Source organism: Bradyrhizobium barranii subsp. apii, from assembly GCF_011516635.5.
In the GTDB taxonomy this organism is placed as follows: Bacteria; Pseudomonadota; Alphaproteobacteria; order Rhizobiales; family Xanthobacteraceae; genus Bradyrhizobium; species Bradyrhizobium barranii.
Map to the genome: position 1 here is coordinate 8,702,263 of NZ_CP096255.1, position 16,340 is coordinate 8,718,602.

The window sequence follows — 16,340 nt, forward strand, 5'->3', positions numbered from 1 at the left end:
AGTGCGGAGGAACCAACCCGGCTAGCACATGTTACTTTCCGGTCCGCCCCGGCGCCAGTTGGCCGGTCATGTGAGCCCGTCTTGTCAGCCCTGCTTGTGCAAGACCATTTCCGCCGGCCGTCATCCAACGCTCGATGGCTTCGCGCTCCCCTCCCCGCCGCTATCGGGCTGTCTTGGCTACAAGTTCGGCTATGTCGCCGTGTTCGTGCTGGCAGCCGCGTTCGGCGCCGTCGCGATTGCCTGCGTGCTGATGATCCCCGGAAAGGCGATCGACGATCGCGCCTCGCGCGGCTGCAACGAGGATGCCCCCGACAGCGCGCCGGATGCGTTCACCATGCTGCTCAAGCACCGGGCGCTGCTCGTGCTGGCGCTTTTTCATCTCGGCACACCAGGCTGCGGCACCAGGTCGCGGTCACAGGGCGTCATTGCGAGTGGCTTATCACGCAATCCAGCCCTTTTGCGGTTGCGGCGCACCGGCCTGACGATACAACCTGCCGTAAATCGCCAACTAACCTGCCCTTCCCGATCGATGATCCAGCCTCAACTCTCATTCGATGGCGACCCGAATGGCCAGGCCTATGAAAGCTGGCGCGAGCAGTTCTGCCGCCAGGTCGCCGACGTCGATTTCGTTCCGATCGGGGAAGGACGTGTTCACCGGACCATTTCACCGGCTATTCTTCCGCGCCTCCGACTCTCGGCTTCGTTCGGCACGCCGATGTCCTTCGTATCGCTGGGGACGAACGACGAATTGGTGATCACGATGTCGCCGAATTCGGCGCTGAGCGGGACCATGGGACGACGTCCGCTGGAGGTCGCCGCCGGCGACGTCACGATCGGCGACCCCTCGATCAAGGGCGCCCATATCACCCAGACGACGCACGGCAACTTCCAGACCGCGCTACTGCCGCGCAAAGCGCTGCTGCGCGCGTGCCCGAATGCCGAGGACCTGATCGCGCAGTCGATCCCCGGCGCCAATCCGATCACGTCGATGTTCCTGCGATATTATGACCTCGCGCACACTTATGCCGACAAGCTCGCGCCAGCGGAGCTCGATGCGGTCTCGCAGCATTTGTTCGACCTCTCCGTGCTGATGATCGGAGCGCGCGGCGATGTCGCCGAGCAAGCTCGCATGCGCGGCCTTGCGGCGGCGCGTCTCGAAACCCTCAAATCCGACATCCTGGCCCAGCTCGACAACCCCGCGCTGTCGCTCACCGTCCTTTCAGCCGCGCACCGGATCAGCCCGCGCACGATTCAGTTGATGTTCGAGCAGGTCGGCATCACCTATAGCGGCTTCGTGCTGGAGCAGCGGCTGCTGCGCGCCGAGCGGCTGCTTCGAAATCCAAACCTGCGCGCGCGCAAGATCATCGAGATCGCGCACCTCGCCGGCTTTCACGACGTTTCCTACTTCCACCGCGCATTCCGCCGCCGCTTCGGACGGACGCCCGACGACGTCAGGAAGCTCTCCGGCGAGATGGGCTAAGGAAACTCAACCACGATCTTGCCGAAGTGACCGCCCTGCTGCATCAGCCGCAACGCGTCCGGCACGGCATCGAAGCCGAACGCACGGTCGATCACCGGCTTCATGCCGTTGCGGCCTATCGCGGCCGTCATCCCCTCGAACATCCGACGGCTGCCGACTGACAGGCCGATGACGTGCAGGTTCTTGGAGAACAGGCTCGGTATCGCGATCTGCTGCGAGACGCCGGTGAGCACGCCGATCACCAGAATGTTGCCACCGACCCTGATAGCCTCGAGCGACTGCGCAAAGGTATCCTTGCCGCCGACCTCGACGACGTGGTCGACGCCGCCGCCGGTCCAGTCGGCCGCCGCCTTGCCCCATTCCGGCACCGAACGATAGTTGATGGTGTGGTCGGCGCCGAGCGTTTTGGCACGTTCGAGCTTCTCGTCGCTCGACGACGTCACGATCACGCTCGCGCCGGCGAGCTTTGCGAATTGCAGCGCGAAGATCGAGACACCGCCGGTGCCCTGCACCAGCACGGTGTCACCGGGTTTCACCCTGGCCTCCTCGAACAGCGCGCGCCACGCCGTGAGTCCGGCGCAGGGCAGCGTCGCCGCTTCCAGGAATGAAAGGTGCGATGGAATGCGGCTGACGCCCTCGGCATCGGGCAGCATCACCTCCTGCAACACGCCCGGTCGCGTACCGCCGAGCGCATAGCGGCGGCTTGTCGCCGACACCTTCCCGTCGATCCAGGACTGGAAGAACATCGGACAGACGCGATCGCCAACCGCGATGCGGGCAACGCCGTCACCAACCGCGATGACTTCGCCGGCACCGTCCGAGAACGGGATCAGCGGCAATCTCGTGACGCCGCCCTTGCCCTGCACCGTGAGCAGATCACGATAGTTGAGCGATGCCGCCTTCATCCGCACCGCGACCTGGCCGGGGCCAGGCGTGGGCTCGGGCAGATCGACCAGCTCCAACCCCTCGATCGACCAGTCGCGCGCGACCTGCCAGACCTTCATGGCGACCGCTCCGTGCTTACGCTCCAAAATTCTTCTGGATCGCCTTGTCGAGCGTCTCGCCGCCGACGAAGCGCTGGCGCAGCTCGCGCTTGAGCAGCTTGCCGCTCGGGTTCTGCGGCAGGCTGTCGACGAAGATGACGCGCTTGGGCACCTTGAAATGCGCCATCTGGCCGGCGCAGTGCTTGATGACGGCATCCTCGTCGAGCGTCTCGCCGGTCTTGACCACGACGATCGCGGTCACCGCCTCGATCCAGCGCGGATCGGGCAGGCCGACGACGGCAACTTCCGACACCGCGGGGATGCGGTAGACCATTTCCTCGACCTCGCGACTGGCGACATTCTCGCCGCCGGTCTTGATCATGTCCTTGACTCGGTCGACCACGGTGATGTGGCCCTCGGCATCGACGGTGGCGAGATCGCCGGAGTGAAACCAGCCGCCGGAGAACGCCGCCGCGGTCTTCACGGGGTCATTGTAATAGCCGGAGAGCAGATGCGGCGAGCGGTGCACGATCTCCCCGACCTCGCCGACTTTCACATCTTCCATCGCGGTGTTGACCACGCGCGTCTCGACATTGAGCACGGGCTTGCCGGCCGAGCCGGCCTTGCGCAGCTGGTCCTCGGGCCGCAGCACGGTCGCGAGTGGCGCGATCTCGGTCTGGCCGTAGAAATTCCAGAATTTTACGGCGGGCAGGCGACGCTGGAGTTCGAGCAAGACTTCCACCGGCATGATCGAAGCGCCGTAATAGCCCTTCTGCAAGGTCGACAGATCGGTCTTGTCGAAATTCGGCGAGCGCAGCATCGCGATCCAGATCGTCGGCGGTGCGAAGAACGAGGTGATCTTGTGCGCCTGGATCAGCGCCAGGATGTTGTCGGCGGTCGGCTTGCCCGTGATCACGCCGGAGGCGCCGAGATAGATTTGCGGCCCCAGGAAGACGTCGAGCTGGGCGCAGTGATAGAGCGGCAGCGCGTGCAGGAACTTGTCGTCCGCGCTCATGCCGCCGTCGATGATGCAGCTGACGTACTGCCACATCACGGCTTCATGGGTCAGCATCGCGCCCTTGGGCAGCGATTCGGTGCCGCTGGTGTAGACGATCTGTGCGAGATCGCGGCTGTCGACGGAAGCCTCCAAGAACGAGCCGTCGGGGCTGAGGAGATCGTCGAAAGTGGTGAGACCCGCGGGCGCGGATGCCGGATCCTCGCCCGGCAGCCAGATCATCTTCTCGACCGCGCAATCCCTGGCGCTTGCGGCCTTCGCCGGCTCGACGAAGTCGGGGCCGGTCGCGAGCAGCTTTGCGCCGGAGCTCTTCAGGATGAAATTGATCTCATCCGGGTTGAGCATGAAATTGATCGGCACCAGCACCGCACCGATCCGCGCCAGCGCGAAGCGCAACGCCGCAAACGCATGCGAATTGCGCGAGAGCACGGCAACGCGATCGCCCTTGCTGACGCCGAGACCGAGCAGGCCGCGTCCGAGCCGGTTGCAGATCGCGTCCATCTCGGCAAACGTCCCGCTCACATCGCCGCAGCTCACTGCGAGCTTGTTCGGCTCGCGGCCTGCCGAGCGGCGCAAGAGATCGCCGATGGAGTGCTCGCGCGCTTTCGAGATGGTGGCCGCGATGTCGCCGGTCATGTGCTCCTCCGTGTGATGTCTCTATTTGTTGGATTTCTTGGCTGAAATCTTGCGTCTTCATCAGGCGCCTATCTGCGCCGGGCCGCCTGGGCGTGCTCCATGTACATGTGCTCGACCGACCGATCGAGCGAGGCGATTTTCTCGAAACCGCGCCGCCAGTCCTGCAAGTGCCGGCGCGTCCAGAGCACGCCCGCCTCGCGGTCGCGGCGGCGGATTGCGTCGATCAGATGGCGATGCGCGGCGACGAGGCGTGGGCCGCCTTCGGCAACGCCGGTCACGATCATCTCTGTGGTCGGATAGAACAGCTGCGCCGCCGGCTCGCGTGCGAGCTGGAGCACGCGGTTCTGCGAGGCCTTGGCGACCAGCACGTGGAATTCGGCATCGCATTCGGCAAGCGTGGCCGGATCGCCGACCACGGCCTCGCTGCGCACGAGATTGTTGGTGAGCTCGGCGAGGTTCTCTTCGGTCGCCCGCTCCACCGCGCCTTCGATGCTCGCCACCTCCAGCGTCATCGAGGCCTCGTAGAGCTCGCGGAACGTCACCTCGTGCAGCACCAGTGCGCGGCTCAGGCGGCTTGCGAGCTTGGTGTAGCGCGGCAGGCAGGCGTGCAGACGGCGCGAGGAATCGCGGCTGATCAAGCCGCCCTCCTCCAGCACGCGGATGCCTTCGCGAATGGTCGAGCGGTTGACACCGAACTGGCGCACCAGATCATGCTCGGTGCCGATGGGATCGCCGGGCTTGATGCGCCCATTGACGATCTCGCGCTCGATGGCGTCGGCGACTTTCTGATAGGCCGGCGCGACATCGATCGGACGGAAGAGCGGCGAAATCGGCACGGTAGCCCCCAATGGCGATTGTCCGACAAACTATAGGATCGCCCCGAAGACGCGTCAAACTGCGTCATTCATGCCGCAGATGCAGCAAATTGACTCCTGGGGAACCTCCCTCTAACTTTGTCGGACAAAGGGACAGAATAGTCCCGTACAAGAGGAAACGTATCCATGAGACCTATCGCAGCACTCGTGTCTGCGGCCGGCTTGCTGTCGGCTGCCCTGATCGTCCCCGCCTCCGCCCAGCAGACCCCGCTCAAGATCGGCGTGCTCTCCGACTTCTCCTCGGTCTATTCCGACATCGGCGGCCAGGGGAATGTCGAAGCCACCAAGATGGCGATCGAGGATTTTGGCGGGCAGATGTTCGGCAAGCCGATCGAGATGGTCGCAGCCGACGTGCTCAACAAGCCCGACGTCGCCTCCACCATCGCGCGCAAATGGTGGGAGACCGAGGGTGTCGACATGATCATCGACCTGCCCACTTCCGCCACCGCGCTCGCGGTGATGGAGCTGTCGAAGCAGTACGAGAAGGTGATGATCGTGACCGATGCGGCAAGCTCCGACATCACCGGAAAATCCTGCTCGCCCTACACCGCGCACTGGACCTACGACACCTATTCCAACGCCCACACCGTCGGCAGCGCCATCGTCAAGAACGGCGGCGACAGCTGGTTCTTCCTCACCGCGGACTACGTGTTCGGTCATTCGATCGAGCGCGACACCGGCGATGTGGTAAAGGCAGCCGGCGGCAAGGTGCTCGGCAGCGTCAAGCATCCGCTCAACACGGCCGATTTCTCGTCATTCCTGCTTCAGGCCCAGGCCTCCAAGGCCAAGATCATCGGGCTCGCCAACGGCGGCGGCGACACCATCAACGCGATCAAGCAGGCCGGCGAGTTCGGCATCGTCGCCGGCGGCCAGAACCTGGCTGCGATCGTGATGTTCATCTCCGACGTGCACAGCCTGGGGCTCAAGCTCGCGCAGGGCCTGATCATCACCGAGGCCTATTACTGGGACCTCAATGACAAGACCCGTGCCTTCGGCAAGCGTTTCCAGGAGCGCATCAAGCGCATGCCGACGATGAACCAGGCCGCGACCTACAGCGCCACGCTGCACTACCTCAAGGCCGTGCAGGCCGCCGGCACCAAGGACACCAAGACCGCGATGGCCAAGATGCGCGAGCTGCCGGTGAAGGATGCCTTCACCGACAACGGCATCCTGCGCGAGGACGGCCGCATGGTGCACAGCATGTTCCTGTTCCAGGTGAAGAAGCCCGAGGAATCCAAGGGCCCGTGGGACTATTACAAGCTGCTCGCCGAAGTGCCGGCCGACCAGGCGTTTCGGCCGCTGAAGGACGGCGGCTGCCCGCTGGTGAAGTAACGCCGACAACGACGGACCTGCATCGCCTCGCGCGGTGCAGGTTCTCTAGCGCCGTCGCAAATCCGACGGGCTGTGGCCGAACTTCCTGCGGAACACCGTGCTGAAATAGGACGAACTGCTGAAGCCCAGCTGATAGGCGACCTCGGTGATCGACAGCGACCGCAGTTCCGGCCGCGTCAGCACGTCGTAGCAGCGCTGCAGCCGGCGATCCAAAATCCATTCGGACACCGAGACATCGGTCAGCCGGAAGAGATAATGCAGATGCCTGAGCGAGACGCCATTGCTCTTCGCAATCTTCTCCAGCGACAGATCCGCATCGGTGAGGTGCGCCTCGATCCAGGCCTTGACCGAGCGCAGGCGGGCCTGCGCAGCGCTCGCATCCTCGGAGAATTCGTCCCGCTCGCCCATGTCGAGCGCGAGCGCCAGCACGTCCATCAGCTCACCGCCCAGTCGCGTTCTCGCGGTCTCGTCCAGCGGCGCGCCCTCCGCGGCGAGCGTCGCACAGAACTCGGCGGCAATCCGGCCAAGGCCGCGGCTCGTGGCCATCGTAGTGACGACCGGCAGCCGCCCCTCGCTGAAGCGCGCCGAGAATTCCGCGCGCGGGATTTCCAGATAGAGCGATCGCACCTTGCCGACGCATTCGAGATCATAGGCCTCGGAGGCCGAGAAGATCGCGCTCACGCCGGGATTCGACAGCAGGGTCTGGCCGGCCTGGAGCACGTTGACCCGGCCCTGCTGAACGAATTCGACGTAGTAGCAATCCTTGTCGAGCTTCGCGATGTGCCGCTCGCGGCGCGAGATGCGCTGCTCCGACAGCAGGACGTCGGTCATCGTCACCGCGCCGAACCGTGCCTCGCGAATGAAGCCGTGATAGTCGGACCGCTCCTCGGCATTCACGTCGACATGGACGTAAACATCGCAGATCGCGCCTTGCCACGCGGCGTAGCGTTTGGACGGCTCCAGATCGTCTGTCGAAAACACCAGGTTCATCGTCCGCCCATCCGTTGCGCCGCCATGATGAACGTCGTTTGTGCATCGCACAAGCTGGCCACGCATCGAGATTCTAGAGGGCCGCCGCCTACACGCAAGACCGTTTGCGCGGAGAAGCAAAAGCTTTGCGCTCCGGAGCAAGCCGCGCTCCGGCATGTGGCCTATGAAGAACAAAAAGCAGTCCACAAAATAGGCGGGAAACGTTCGCTTGCGTCAGGTCCAGTCAACTGCTGCACAGCTTGCCGTGCCGCCCGAATGGCGATGCCCGTGAGCAGGGCCTTGACATCGCAAATCACAACGCGGTTCACGCACCCGGTCAAAACCATCGCCGATATCGAAGCGTTGGAGCAGCGGCCTTACGATTCGCTGGTCCCTTCCCGCAATCTGCTCGATCTCTTCGAAGCCACGGCGCACCTGCATCCCGATCGACCCGCACTGACGGTGCTGACCAAAGGCTCGCGCGAGCCGGGCGACGCGACGCTGACGCACCGGCAATTGCTTGCGGAGATCATCCGCGCGGCCAATCTGTTCCGGTCGCACGGGATCGGCGAGAGCGGCGGGACCGCCGCGTTCCTCTGTCCGATCCTGCCGCCACTGTTCCCCGCATTGCTCGGCGCCCAGGTCGCGGGCGTCGCCAGCTCGATCAACTATCTCCTGAACGAAGACGCAATCGCCGACCTGCTCGAGGCGCAGAATGCGACTGTGCTGGTGATCCCGGCCGAAGCGGCCGATCGCGCGATCTGGACCAAGGCGGCCAACATCGCGAAACGCGTCCCGTCGCTGAAGGCCATTTTTGTGATGGGCGCGACCGGTCCGCTGCCTGGAGGATTTCTAAACTTCAATGAGACGGCCGCGAGCCCGCGCGGCACACTGGACTTCGCACCTTCGACCGATCGCAATGCGATCTGCGCCCTCTTCCACACCGGCGGGACCACCGGACGACCTAAGCTGGTTCGGCTGACACATGGCAACCAGATCCATGCGGCCTGGAGCTTTGCGCAGGTCCACGGACTGGATGAGCTGGATGCCGCCGTGAACGGTTTTCCGCTGTTTCACGTCGGCGGCACCATGACGCTCGGCCTGTCGATTCTCGCTGCCGCCGGTCATGTGATCATCCCCTCACCGTACAGCCTCAGAAGCCCCGACGCGATCCGCGACTACTGGCACACCGTGGAGCGGTTTCGCGCGACCATCGTGAGCGGAGTGCCGACTTCGATTGCCGCTCTTGCCGAGGTGCCGATCGGGTCCTCCGATGTCAGCACCGTTCGCATGGCGCTCACCGGCGGGGCCGTGGCTCCCAAGGCTGTCAGCGACAGGTTTCAGGCGCGGACCGGGATTACCTTGTTCGAGACCTACGGGATGACAGAAACCGCGGCCGCGATCGCTTTCAATCCCGGCCGTGGCACTCCCGTGCAAGGCAGCGTCGGCTTCAGGGCGCCGTTCGCAAAGACCAAAATCGTCGCTCTGACTGATGCCGAGCTGAAGACAGAGTGTCCGCCTCTCACCAGCGGTCTTGTCCTCGTGAGGGGACCGCAGGTGTTTCCCGGATACGTCGATCCCCAGCACAACAAGGGCGTGCTCACCGACGACCACTGGATCGTCACCGGCGACGTCGGCTATCTCACCTCGGACCAACGCCTCGTGCTGACGGGGCGCGAGAAGGACCTCATCGTACGAAGCGGTCACAACATCGCCCCTGCCGCAATCGAGGACGTCGCGAACGCCTTCCCCGGTGTCCAGATGAGCTCGGCCGTCGGCATGCCCGACGCCTACGCGGGAGAGGTTCCAGTTCTCTTCGTGGTGCCCTCCCCCGGACAGACAATCGATCTGGCGCAATTGCGCGAGCATCTCGAACACAACGTCAATGAGCCTCCTGCGAGGCCGAAGCGCGTCGTCCTGCTCGAAGCTCTTCCGGTTACCGCCGTCGGGAAGATCTTCAAGCCCACGCTTCGCGATCTTGCCGTCCGGGAAAAGGTCAGGACCGAGATCGATCGCATCTTCGGCCCCGACACCGCGGCGGATATCCTCGTCGAGAAAGACGAGAAGCTCAATACAGTCGTCAGCATCTCGGTCCATTCCGGTGATCTGGATCGAACAAAGATGCTCGTCGAACGCCTTGCAACGCTTCCACAAACCTATCGCATCGAGAACCGATCGTCCTGACGGTCGCGCAACGGCCGGGTCGAAGAAAGGCAAGACGGGGATGAAGCGCTTTCGTTTCAATCAGCAAGAGATCGTCTTCGCAGTCTTCGCGCTGCTGTTCCTTGTGTTTTCGATCTTCCTGCGCGGCTTTCTGACGGCGGACAACATGCTGACGCTGCTCCAGAACGTGGCAGTGCTCGGCATCCTCGGCCTTGCCATGGCAATCGTCGTGATCGGACGCGGCATCGACATCTCGCTCATCGCAGCCCTTGCGGTGCCGCCGGGACTGGTGCTCCAGATGGTCCAGAACGGTCATTCGCTACCAGCCTCGCTGCTGACCGCCGTCCTGCTCACGATTGCCTTTGGCCTCGTCAACGGCTGGCTGATCGCCTATGCCGAAGTCCCTTCGCTGTTTGCGACGCTGGCAACGGGCCTCCTGCTGGCCGGGCTCGGGCAGACCGCGCTGTTCCAGCTCGACGTCGTGCAATGGAGCCCGGGCATGGACGGCTTCGAGCGGCTCGGACAGGGCACCATTCTCGGCATTCCGACGTCGATCTGGATGTTCGCAATCGCCTGCATCGTGGTCGCGTTCCTGCTGCGCCAGACGCGCTGGGGCGCCTATATCTACGCGATCGGCGACAACCCCTACGCCGCGCGTGTCACCGGCATTCCCTCACGCCCGATCATCGTCCTGCAATATGTGATCACCGCCCTGATCGGCTGCTTTGCCGGCCTCGTGATGGCGGCATCCGTCAACTCGATGCCGACCCGCATCTTCAACTCGACGCTCATCTATGACGTCATCCTGGTCGTCGTGCTTGGCGGCATCGGGCTATCGGGCGGCCGTGGCGGTGTGCTCAACGTCGTCATCGGCACGCTCGTTATCGGAACGATGCTCAACGGCATGACCATCATGGACATCTCCTACGCCGGGCAGAATCTCATCAAGGGCGTGGTGCTGCTGCTCGCCGTCATCACGGATTCCTTCCTGAATCCGCGCAACGAGGAAACGGCACAACAGGGCGACATCTAAGCGATCCAACAATAACGACAACCACAACCAAGGAGGAACCAATGAAGCATTTCGGCAACCCGACAAAGGCACTTGTGGCCGCACTGGGTCTCGCGGCAATGACCGCGCCGGCCCTCGCCCAGCAGGGTCTGGACGAGCCGTTCCAGAAGCCGTTCAAGGAGGCACTGGCCGGCAAGACCGTGGCCTATGTGCCGGTCGCCATGAACTTCGACCTCACCGAGGGCTGGTATGCCGGACTGAAGAAGGAGCTCGAGCCGTTCGGCGTCAAGTTCGTGATCCGCGACGCCAACTGGAACACCAACGCCGGCGCGCAGGCCGTCACCTCGCTGATCTCGGAGAAGCCAGCGGTGATGGTGGTTCATAATCCGGACGTGCAGACCTACGCCAAGCTGCTGCAGCGCGCCGAGAACGAAGGCATCTACGTCATCCAGATCAACATGGGCTCGGCCTATCGCAGCTCGGCCTTCGTCGGTGCCAATTGGGTCGAGATCGGCGAACGCCAAACCGAAGGCGTGGTCAAGGCCTGCGAGGGCAAGTCCAACAAGATCGCGATCATCCAGGGCGCGCTGTCGGCGGCCGCGAGCGCCTATACGCTGAAGGGCGTCGAGAACGTGCTCGCCAAGCATCCTGAGATCAAGGTGGTGTCGAGCCAGGCCGCCGATTGGGACGCTGCCAAGGCCAAGGCGATCACGCAGACGGTGCTGAAGCAGAATCCCGATCTCTGCGGCATCGTCGGCTTCTGGGACGGCATGGACATCGGCACGGCAGCGGCCGTCAAGGAGGCCGGCCTCACCGGCAAGGTGTTCGTGGCAACTTCCGGCGGCGGCGAGCGCAAGGGCGCCTGCGAACTGGTGAAGTCGGGCGCGTTCGATCTCAACATGAGCTACGACGTGCCGACCCAGGCCGCGCAGATGGCCGGCACCATCAAGTGGCTGCTGTCGTCGGGCATCAAGCCCGGCTCCGTCAAGGGCTCGGAATACACCACGCTGATTCCGATCACCAAGGAGAACGCCGATAGCCAGATGGCGTGCTGGAATCTCAGCGACCTCAAGAAATAATTGTCGCGACGCAAGACCCTGGCGTCCCGGACGATCTCACGTCCGGGACGTGGTCTCGAAACTTGCAAGGTCCCGGAATTCCGATGCGCGACACTCTGACAAGCCTGCGTTACCGCTACTGGCCCGATCATCTGCTCGGTGAAATCCTGTCCAAGCGATGGACCGAGACAGCTATCCCGGTCATCCTCCTCCTGATCGTCGGCCTCGCGCTCAGCCGGTCCATCGACAATTTCCTGTCGCCAGCGAGCCTTGCCGACACCGCGCGCCAGGCTGGAGAGATCGGCTTCATCGCGCTCGGGCTGGCGCTGGTCGTCATCGTCGGCGGCATCGACCTCTCCGTCGGTTCGATCTTCGCACTGACCGATTTCTGTGCCCTCTATCTGCTCGACGTGCTGGGCTGGCCGGTCCCGGCGGTGGTGGCGGCCACCCTGCTTTGCGGTGCGCTGCTCGGCGCCGTCAACGGCATCCTGATTGGATATTTGCGGCTGCGGGCCTTCATCACCACGCTGATCACCCTGATCATCTACCGCTCGGCCTACGATCTCCTGATCCAGCGCTACTCCAACGCGATCGCGTCGGCATTCCCCGACATCCCGTCCTGGGATTTCATCGGCAGCGGCAGTGTCTTCGGCATTCCGACCGTGGCGCTCGTCTATATCGTCATCGCCATCTTCGGCCATATCTTCATGACCCGCCTGCGCCCGGGCTGGCACATCACCGCGATCGGCGGCTCGCGTCGTTCAGCTTACAATTCCGGCATTCCCGTCCGCCGCACCATCGCGCTTTGCTACGTCGCAAGCGGTGTGCTCACCAGCATCGGTGCGTTGTTCTTCGCGTCCCGGCTCGGCACCGTCGGTGGCGACATCGGCGTCGGACTAGAGGTGATCGTGCTGACCGCGACGGTGCTGGGCGGCATCACGCTCGGCGGCGGCAAGGGCTCGGTCGCCAAATCGGCAGTCGGGGTGCTGATCGTGCTCCTGATCACCAATGGCCTGACGACCATGAATGCACGTGGCGGCGTCAACCGGATGGCGCTTGCCGGCATCCGGCTCGTTGCTGCCATGGTCGACATCCGCTGGCAGAAGAACCGAACCCGCATCATCAGCAAGGTCTACGTTGCGCCAACCTATCACGCGCTGCCTCCGCCTCCGCCGACCGAGATCGGGCAAGGCGGCCCGTTCGAGCAGAACGACAAGCTGCGCAACGTCGAGGCGATCGGCCTAGGCCGCATCGAGGCGCCGGAGGACGTCATCCTCGATCGCTACGACAATCTGTACGCGGGATCGCGCCATGGCGACATCATGCGCTTCCTCGCGCCCGACTATCAGAAGATGGAGGTGTTCGCCCATATCGGCGGCCAACCGCTCGGCATGGCCTTCGACCGCGAGGACAATCTCTACGTCTGCATCGGCGGCATGGGGCTCTACCGGATCAAGCCTGACGGCACGGTGGAAAAGGCGACTGACGAGACCAATCGCAGCATGCGCTCGGTCAACGATGACAGCCGCCTGCGGCTCGCCGACGATCTCGACATCACCGACGACGGGCTGATCTTCTTCTCCGAGGCCACCGTGCGTTACGAGATGGACGAGTGGCCGATCGACGGCCTCGAGGCGCGCGGCAACGGCCGCATCATCTCCTACGACACCAAGACCGGCGTGACGCGCACCGAACTGCGCGGCCTCAAATTCCCCAACGGCATCTGCGTGGCCAGCGACGGCCAGTCGATTCTATTCGCCGAAACCTTCGGCTGCTCGATCAAGCGCTATTGGTTCGCAGGATCAAAGAACGGCAAGGTCGAGGTCGTCATGGACAATCTGCCGGGCTACCCCGACAACATCAACCTCGCCTCCGACGGAAATTACTGGCTGGCGCTGGTCGGCATGCGTAGCCCCTCGCTCGACCTCGCCTGGAAGATGCCCGGCTTCCGCCGCCGCATGGGCAAGCGCGTGCCGGTGGACGAATGGTTGTTCCCCAACATCAACACCGGCTGTGTGGTCAAGTTCAACGAGCAGGGCAAGATCGTCGAATCGTTCTGGGACCTGCGCGGCGAAAACCATCCGATGATCACCTCGATGCGCGAGCATCGCGGCTATCTCTATCTCGGCGGCATCCTCAACAACCGGATCGGCCGCTACAAGCTCGACAACGCCGATCCGAACTTCGTCCAGTACGACAAGCGATGGGGGAAGCAATCGTGATCGCCGCCGTCAGGGAGTTCGCCAACCGCTTTCTCGGGCGCGGCGACGCCACCATCACCGTCCCGTCCTTCGACGGCGCATTGAAGCCCAACCAGAAGCTGGAATCCGCCGAAACCTTGCTGACATGCGAGGTGCCGGAGGATCTCACCACCGATGGCCGCAATCTCTTCATCGCGGCGGGCCCGCGGCTGATGTCTCTGAATGACGGCACGGCATCGGAGGTCCGCAGCTTCGAGCGGCCGATCTCGGCACTGTGTGCCCTCCCCGGCGGCGCCCTTGCGGTTGCGCTCGGGGGACGCGAGGTTCGGCTCTACGCGAGCCCCTCGGCCGGGCAGCCAAGCGTGACGTTTGCAGATAGCGCGTTCAATGCCGTCAACGCACTGACGCTCGCGAGCGACAACACGCTGATCGCGACGGACGGCTCGGCGACATGCGGCGTCGACGACTGGGCGCGCGACCTGATGGAGCTCAACCGGACCGGTCGCGTGTTCAGGCTGGATCCCGGCAACAAAACCGTGACACCGCTGGCTCAGGGGCTCGGCCATGCCTTCGGTGCCTGCGTGCATGGCAACGGCGTGCTGGTCAGCGAGAGCTGGCGCCACCGGCTCGTCCTTGTTGCGCCGGGCGCACCGCCGCGGACCGTGCTCGCTCACTTGCCCGTCTACCCCTCGCGGATGTCGAAGGCCGCGGGCGGCGGCTACTGGCTCACCGCCTTCACGGCGCGCACCCAGCTGATCGAGTTCGTGCTGCGCGAACCAGCCTACCGCAAGCGAATGATGGCCGAGATCGATCCGGCGTATTGGGTTGCCCCACGCCTGCGCTCGGGCTTCTCGTTCAAGGAGCCGATGCAGGGTGCACACATCAAGACCATGGGCGTGATCAAGCCGTGGGCGCCGCCGCGCTCCTATGGCCTCGTCATCCGACTCGATGCAGATGGCCAGCCGCTCTATTCGCTGCACAGCCGGGTCGACGGCGCCAATCACGGTATCGTTGCGGCGATCGAGATGGGCGGCGATCTCGTCCTGATCGCCAAGGGACCGGGCCGCGTGCTGCGACTGCCGCTGTCCGGTCTTGCCGAGGAGTTCCGCTCATGAGCGACATCGCACTCTCGCTGCGCAAGGCCACAAAACTTTACGCCGGCGTGCCCGCCATCGACGGGGTCGACTTCGACCTCCGCCGCGGCGAGATCCACGCGCTGGTCGGCGAGAACGGCGCCGGCAAATCGACACTGACCAAGGTGATGGCCGGCGTGGTGACACTGACGTCAGGGACCATGACGATCGACGGCGCCGACGTCGCACCACGGACACCGCTGGAGGCGCGCAATCTCGGCATCGCCATGGTGTTCCAGGAGAACAGCCTGGTGCCGACCATGACTGTCGCGCAGAATCTGTTTCTCGGGCAGGAGAAATTCTATAACCGCCTGCGCGGCATCTACATCGCTGCGCAGCAGTTCCTGCAATCGCTCAATTTCGACGTCACGCCGACCGCCACCGTCGGCGGCCTCGGCGCCGCCAAGAAGCAGATGGTGGAGATCGCGCGCGCGGTTTTGCACCGCGCCAAGGTCATCATCTTCGACGAGCCGACGGCGTCGCTGACGCCGGAAGAGAAGAAATACTTCTTTGACCTCGTCCGCGATCTCAAGAAGCGCGGGGTCTCGATCGTCTTCATCTCGCACGCCCTGGAAGAAGCTTTGCTGCTCGCCGACCGCATCACGGTTCTGCGCGACGGCAAGCACGTCGTCACCGACGATGCCACCAACTTCGACCGTGCGGCGATCGTGCAGGCCATGGTCGGGCGCGACCTGTCCAACACGCTCTACGGTGCGCGAAAGAGCAGCGTGCGGCCGCCCGGCGCGCGCGTGCTCACCGTGCAGAACCTGAAGATGGCGCCGATGGTGAAGAATAATTCCCTGTCGGTATTCGCGGGACAGATCACCGGCGTGTTCGGCCTCGTCGGGGCCGGCCGCACCGAAACGTTCAAGATCGTCTCCGGCGTGCTGAAGCGCGACTTCTTCCATGGCGGCGAGATCCTGCTGCACGACAAGCCGGTGCGCTACCGGGTGCCGGCGCCGGCGGTGCAGGCCGGCATCGCCTATGTGACTGAAGACCGCAAGGTCGAAGGCTTCTTCGAGACGTCCTCGATCGCACGCAACATCTATCTCGGCCTGCTGTCGAAATTTCCCAAGGGCCGCATGATGCTGTCGCGGCGAGAAAACGAGGCGATCGGCAGGACCTGGATCGAACGGCTCAAGGTTCGAGCGATCGGCAACGAGGGCAAGGTGGTCGAGCTTTCCGGCGGCAATCAGCAGAAGGTCGTGATCGCCAAATCGCTGGTTCAGGAGCCCGACCTGATCATCTTCGACGAACCCACGCGCGGCGTCGACGTCGGCGCCATCGTCGAGATCCACGAGTTGATCAACCAGCTCGCCGACGAGGGCAAGGCGGTCGTGGTCATCTTATCCTACCTGCCCGAGATCATGGCGCTTTCGGACCGCATCCTGGTCTCGCGCCAGGGCAAGGTCGTGGAGGAATTCTCCGCATTGGAGGCGACGGAGGAGAGGATCATGTACGCCGCGATTCACTGAGCATGACG

Annotated in this window: 12 protein-coding genes; 8 read left to right on the plus strand and 4 right to left on the minus strand. The window is 63.9% G+C overall.

What is annotated here, in order from left to right:
- Positions 1 to 94: 94 nt before the first annotated feature.
- Positions 95 to 1,480, plus strand: coding sequence for a helix-turn-helix transcriptional regulator (locus HAP41_RS41700; RefSeq protein WP_224580603.1), 1,386 nt, complete (start codon positions 95 to 97; stop codon positions 1,478 to 1,480).
- Here the strand turns inward: HAP41_RS41700 and HAP41_RS41705 are convergent.
- From HAP41_RS41705 to HAP41_RS41715, 3 genes are all read right to left on the minus strand, one after another.
- Positions 1,477 to 2,484 carry a zinc-dependent alcohol dehydrogenase family protein gene (locus HAP41_RS41705; RefSeq protein ID WP_166078257.1) on the minus strand — a complete coding sequence of 336 codons (1,008 nt, stop codon included), beginning with the start codon at positions 2,482 to 2,484 and terminating at the stop codon, positions 1,477 to 1,479. The genes HAP41_RS41700 and HAP41_RS41705 overlap by 4 nt on opposite strands.
- A gap of 16 nt (positions 2,485 to 2,500) precedes the next feature.
- Positions 2,501 to 4,114 carry an acyl-CoA synthetase gene (locus HAP41_RS41710; RefSeq protein WP_166078256.1) on the minus strand — a complete coding sequence of 538 codons (1,614 nt, stop codon included), beginning with the start codon at positions 4,112 to 4,114 and terminating at the stop codon, positions 2,501 to 2,503.
- Positions 4,115 to 4,182: 68 nt separating this feature from the next.
- Positions 4,183 to 4,962: a FadR/GntR family transcriptional regulator gene (locus tag HAP41_RS41715; protein ID WP_175617993.1), complete on the minus strand. Its 780-nt coding sequence runs from the start codon at positions 4,960 to 4,962 to the stop codon at positions 4,183 to 4,185.
- 153 nt (positions 4,963 to 5,115) lie between these two features.
- Between HAP41_RS41715 and HAP41_RS41720 the strand changes: the two genes are divergently transcribed.
- Positions 5,116 to 6,321, plus strand: coding sequence for an ABC transporter substrate-binding protein (locus tag HAP41_RS41720; protein ID WP_166078255.1), 1,206 nt, complete (start codon positions 5,116 to 5,118; stop codon positions 6,319 to 6,321).
- A 45-nt stretch (positions 6,322 to 6,366) separates the two neighbouring features.
- Here HAP41_RS41720 and HAP41_RS41725 read toward each other — a convergent pair whose 3' ends face one another.
- Positions 6,367 to 7,311, minus strand: coding sequence for a helix-turn-helix domain-containing protein (locus HAP41_RS41725; protein ID WP_028148873.1), 945 nt, complete (start codon positions 7,309 to 7,311; stop codon positions 6,367 to 6,369).
- A 261-nt stretch (positions 7,312 to 7,572) separates the two neighbouring features.
- Here HAP41_RS41725 and HAP41_RS41730 point away from each other — a divergent pair, with 261 nt between their 5' ends.
- The 6 genes from HAP41_RS41730 (at position 7,573) to HAP41_RS41755 (ending at position 16,332) form a co-directional block, all read left to right on the plus strand.
- Entirely contained in the window at positions 7,573 to 9,474 is a 1,902-nt protein-coding gene (locus tag HAP41_RS41730) for an AMP-binding protein (RefSeq protein ID WP_248577152.1), read from the plus strand.
- Positions 9,475 to 9,514: 40 nt separating this feature from the next.
- Positions 9,515 to 10,486, plus strand: a complete 972-nt coding sequence (locus HAP41_RS41735) for an ABC transporter permease (RefSeq protein ID WP_166078254.1) — start codon at positions 9,515 to 9,517, stop codon at positions 10,484 to 10,486.
- Between the two features lie 41 nt (positions 10,487 to 10,527).
- Positions 10,528 to 11,544: a sugar ABC transporter substrate-binding protein gene (locus tag HAP41_RS41740; protein ID WP_166078253.1), complete on the plus strand. Its 1,017-nt coding sequence runs from the start codon at positions 10,528 to 10,530 to the stop codon at positions 11,542 to 11,544.
- Positions 11,545 to 11,627: 83 nt separating this feature from the next.
- On the plus strand, positions 11,628 to 13,745 hold the full coding sequence (locus HAP41_RS41745; protein WP_166078252.1) for an ABC transporter permease: 2,118 nt from the start codon (positions 11,628 to 11,630) through the stop codon (positions 13,743 to 13,745).
- Complete coding sequence (locus HAP41_RS41750; protein WP_166105481.1) at positions 13,742 to 14,839, plus strand: SMP-30/gluconolactonase/LRE family protein; 1,098 nt, start codon at positions 13,742 to 13,744, stop codon at positions 14,837 to 14,839. Before HAP41_RS41745 ends, HAP41_RS41750 begins: the two co-directional genes overlap by 4 nt.
- Positions 14,836 to 16,332 carry a sugar ABC transporter ATP-binding protein gene (locus tag HAP41_RS41755; RefSeq protein ID WP_166078251.1) on the plus strand — a complete coding sequence of 499 codons (1,497 nt, stop codon included), beginning with the start codon at positions 14,836 to 14,838 and terminating at the stop codon, positions 16,330 to 16,332. Before HAP41_RS41750 ends, HAP41_RS41755 begins: the two co-directional genes overlap by 4 nt.
- Positions 16,333 to 16,340: the final 8 nt, after the last annotated feature.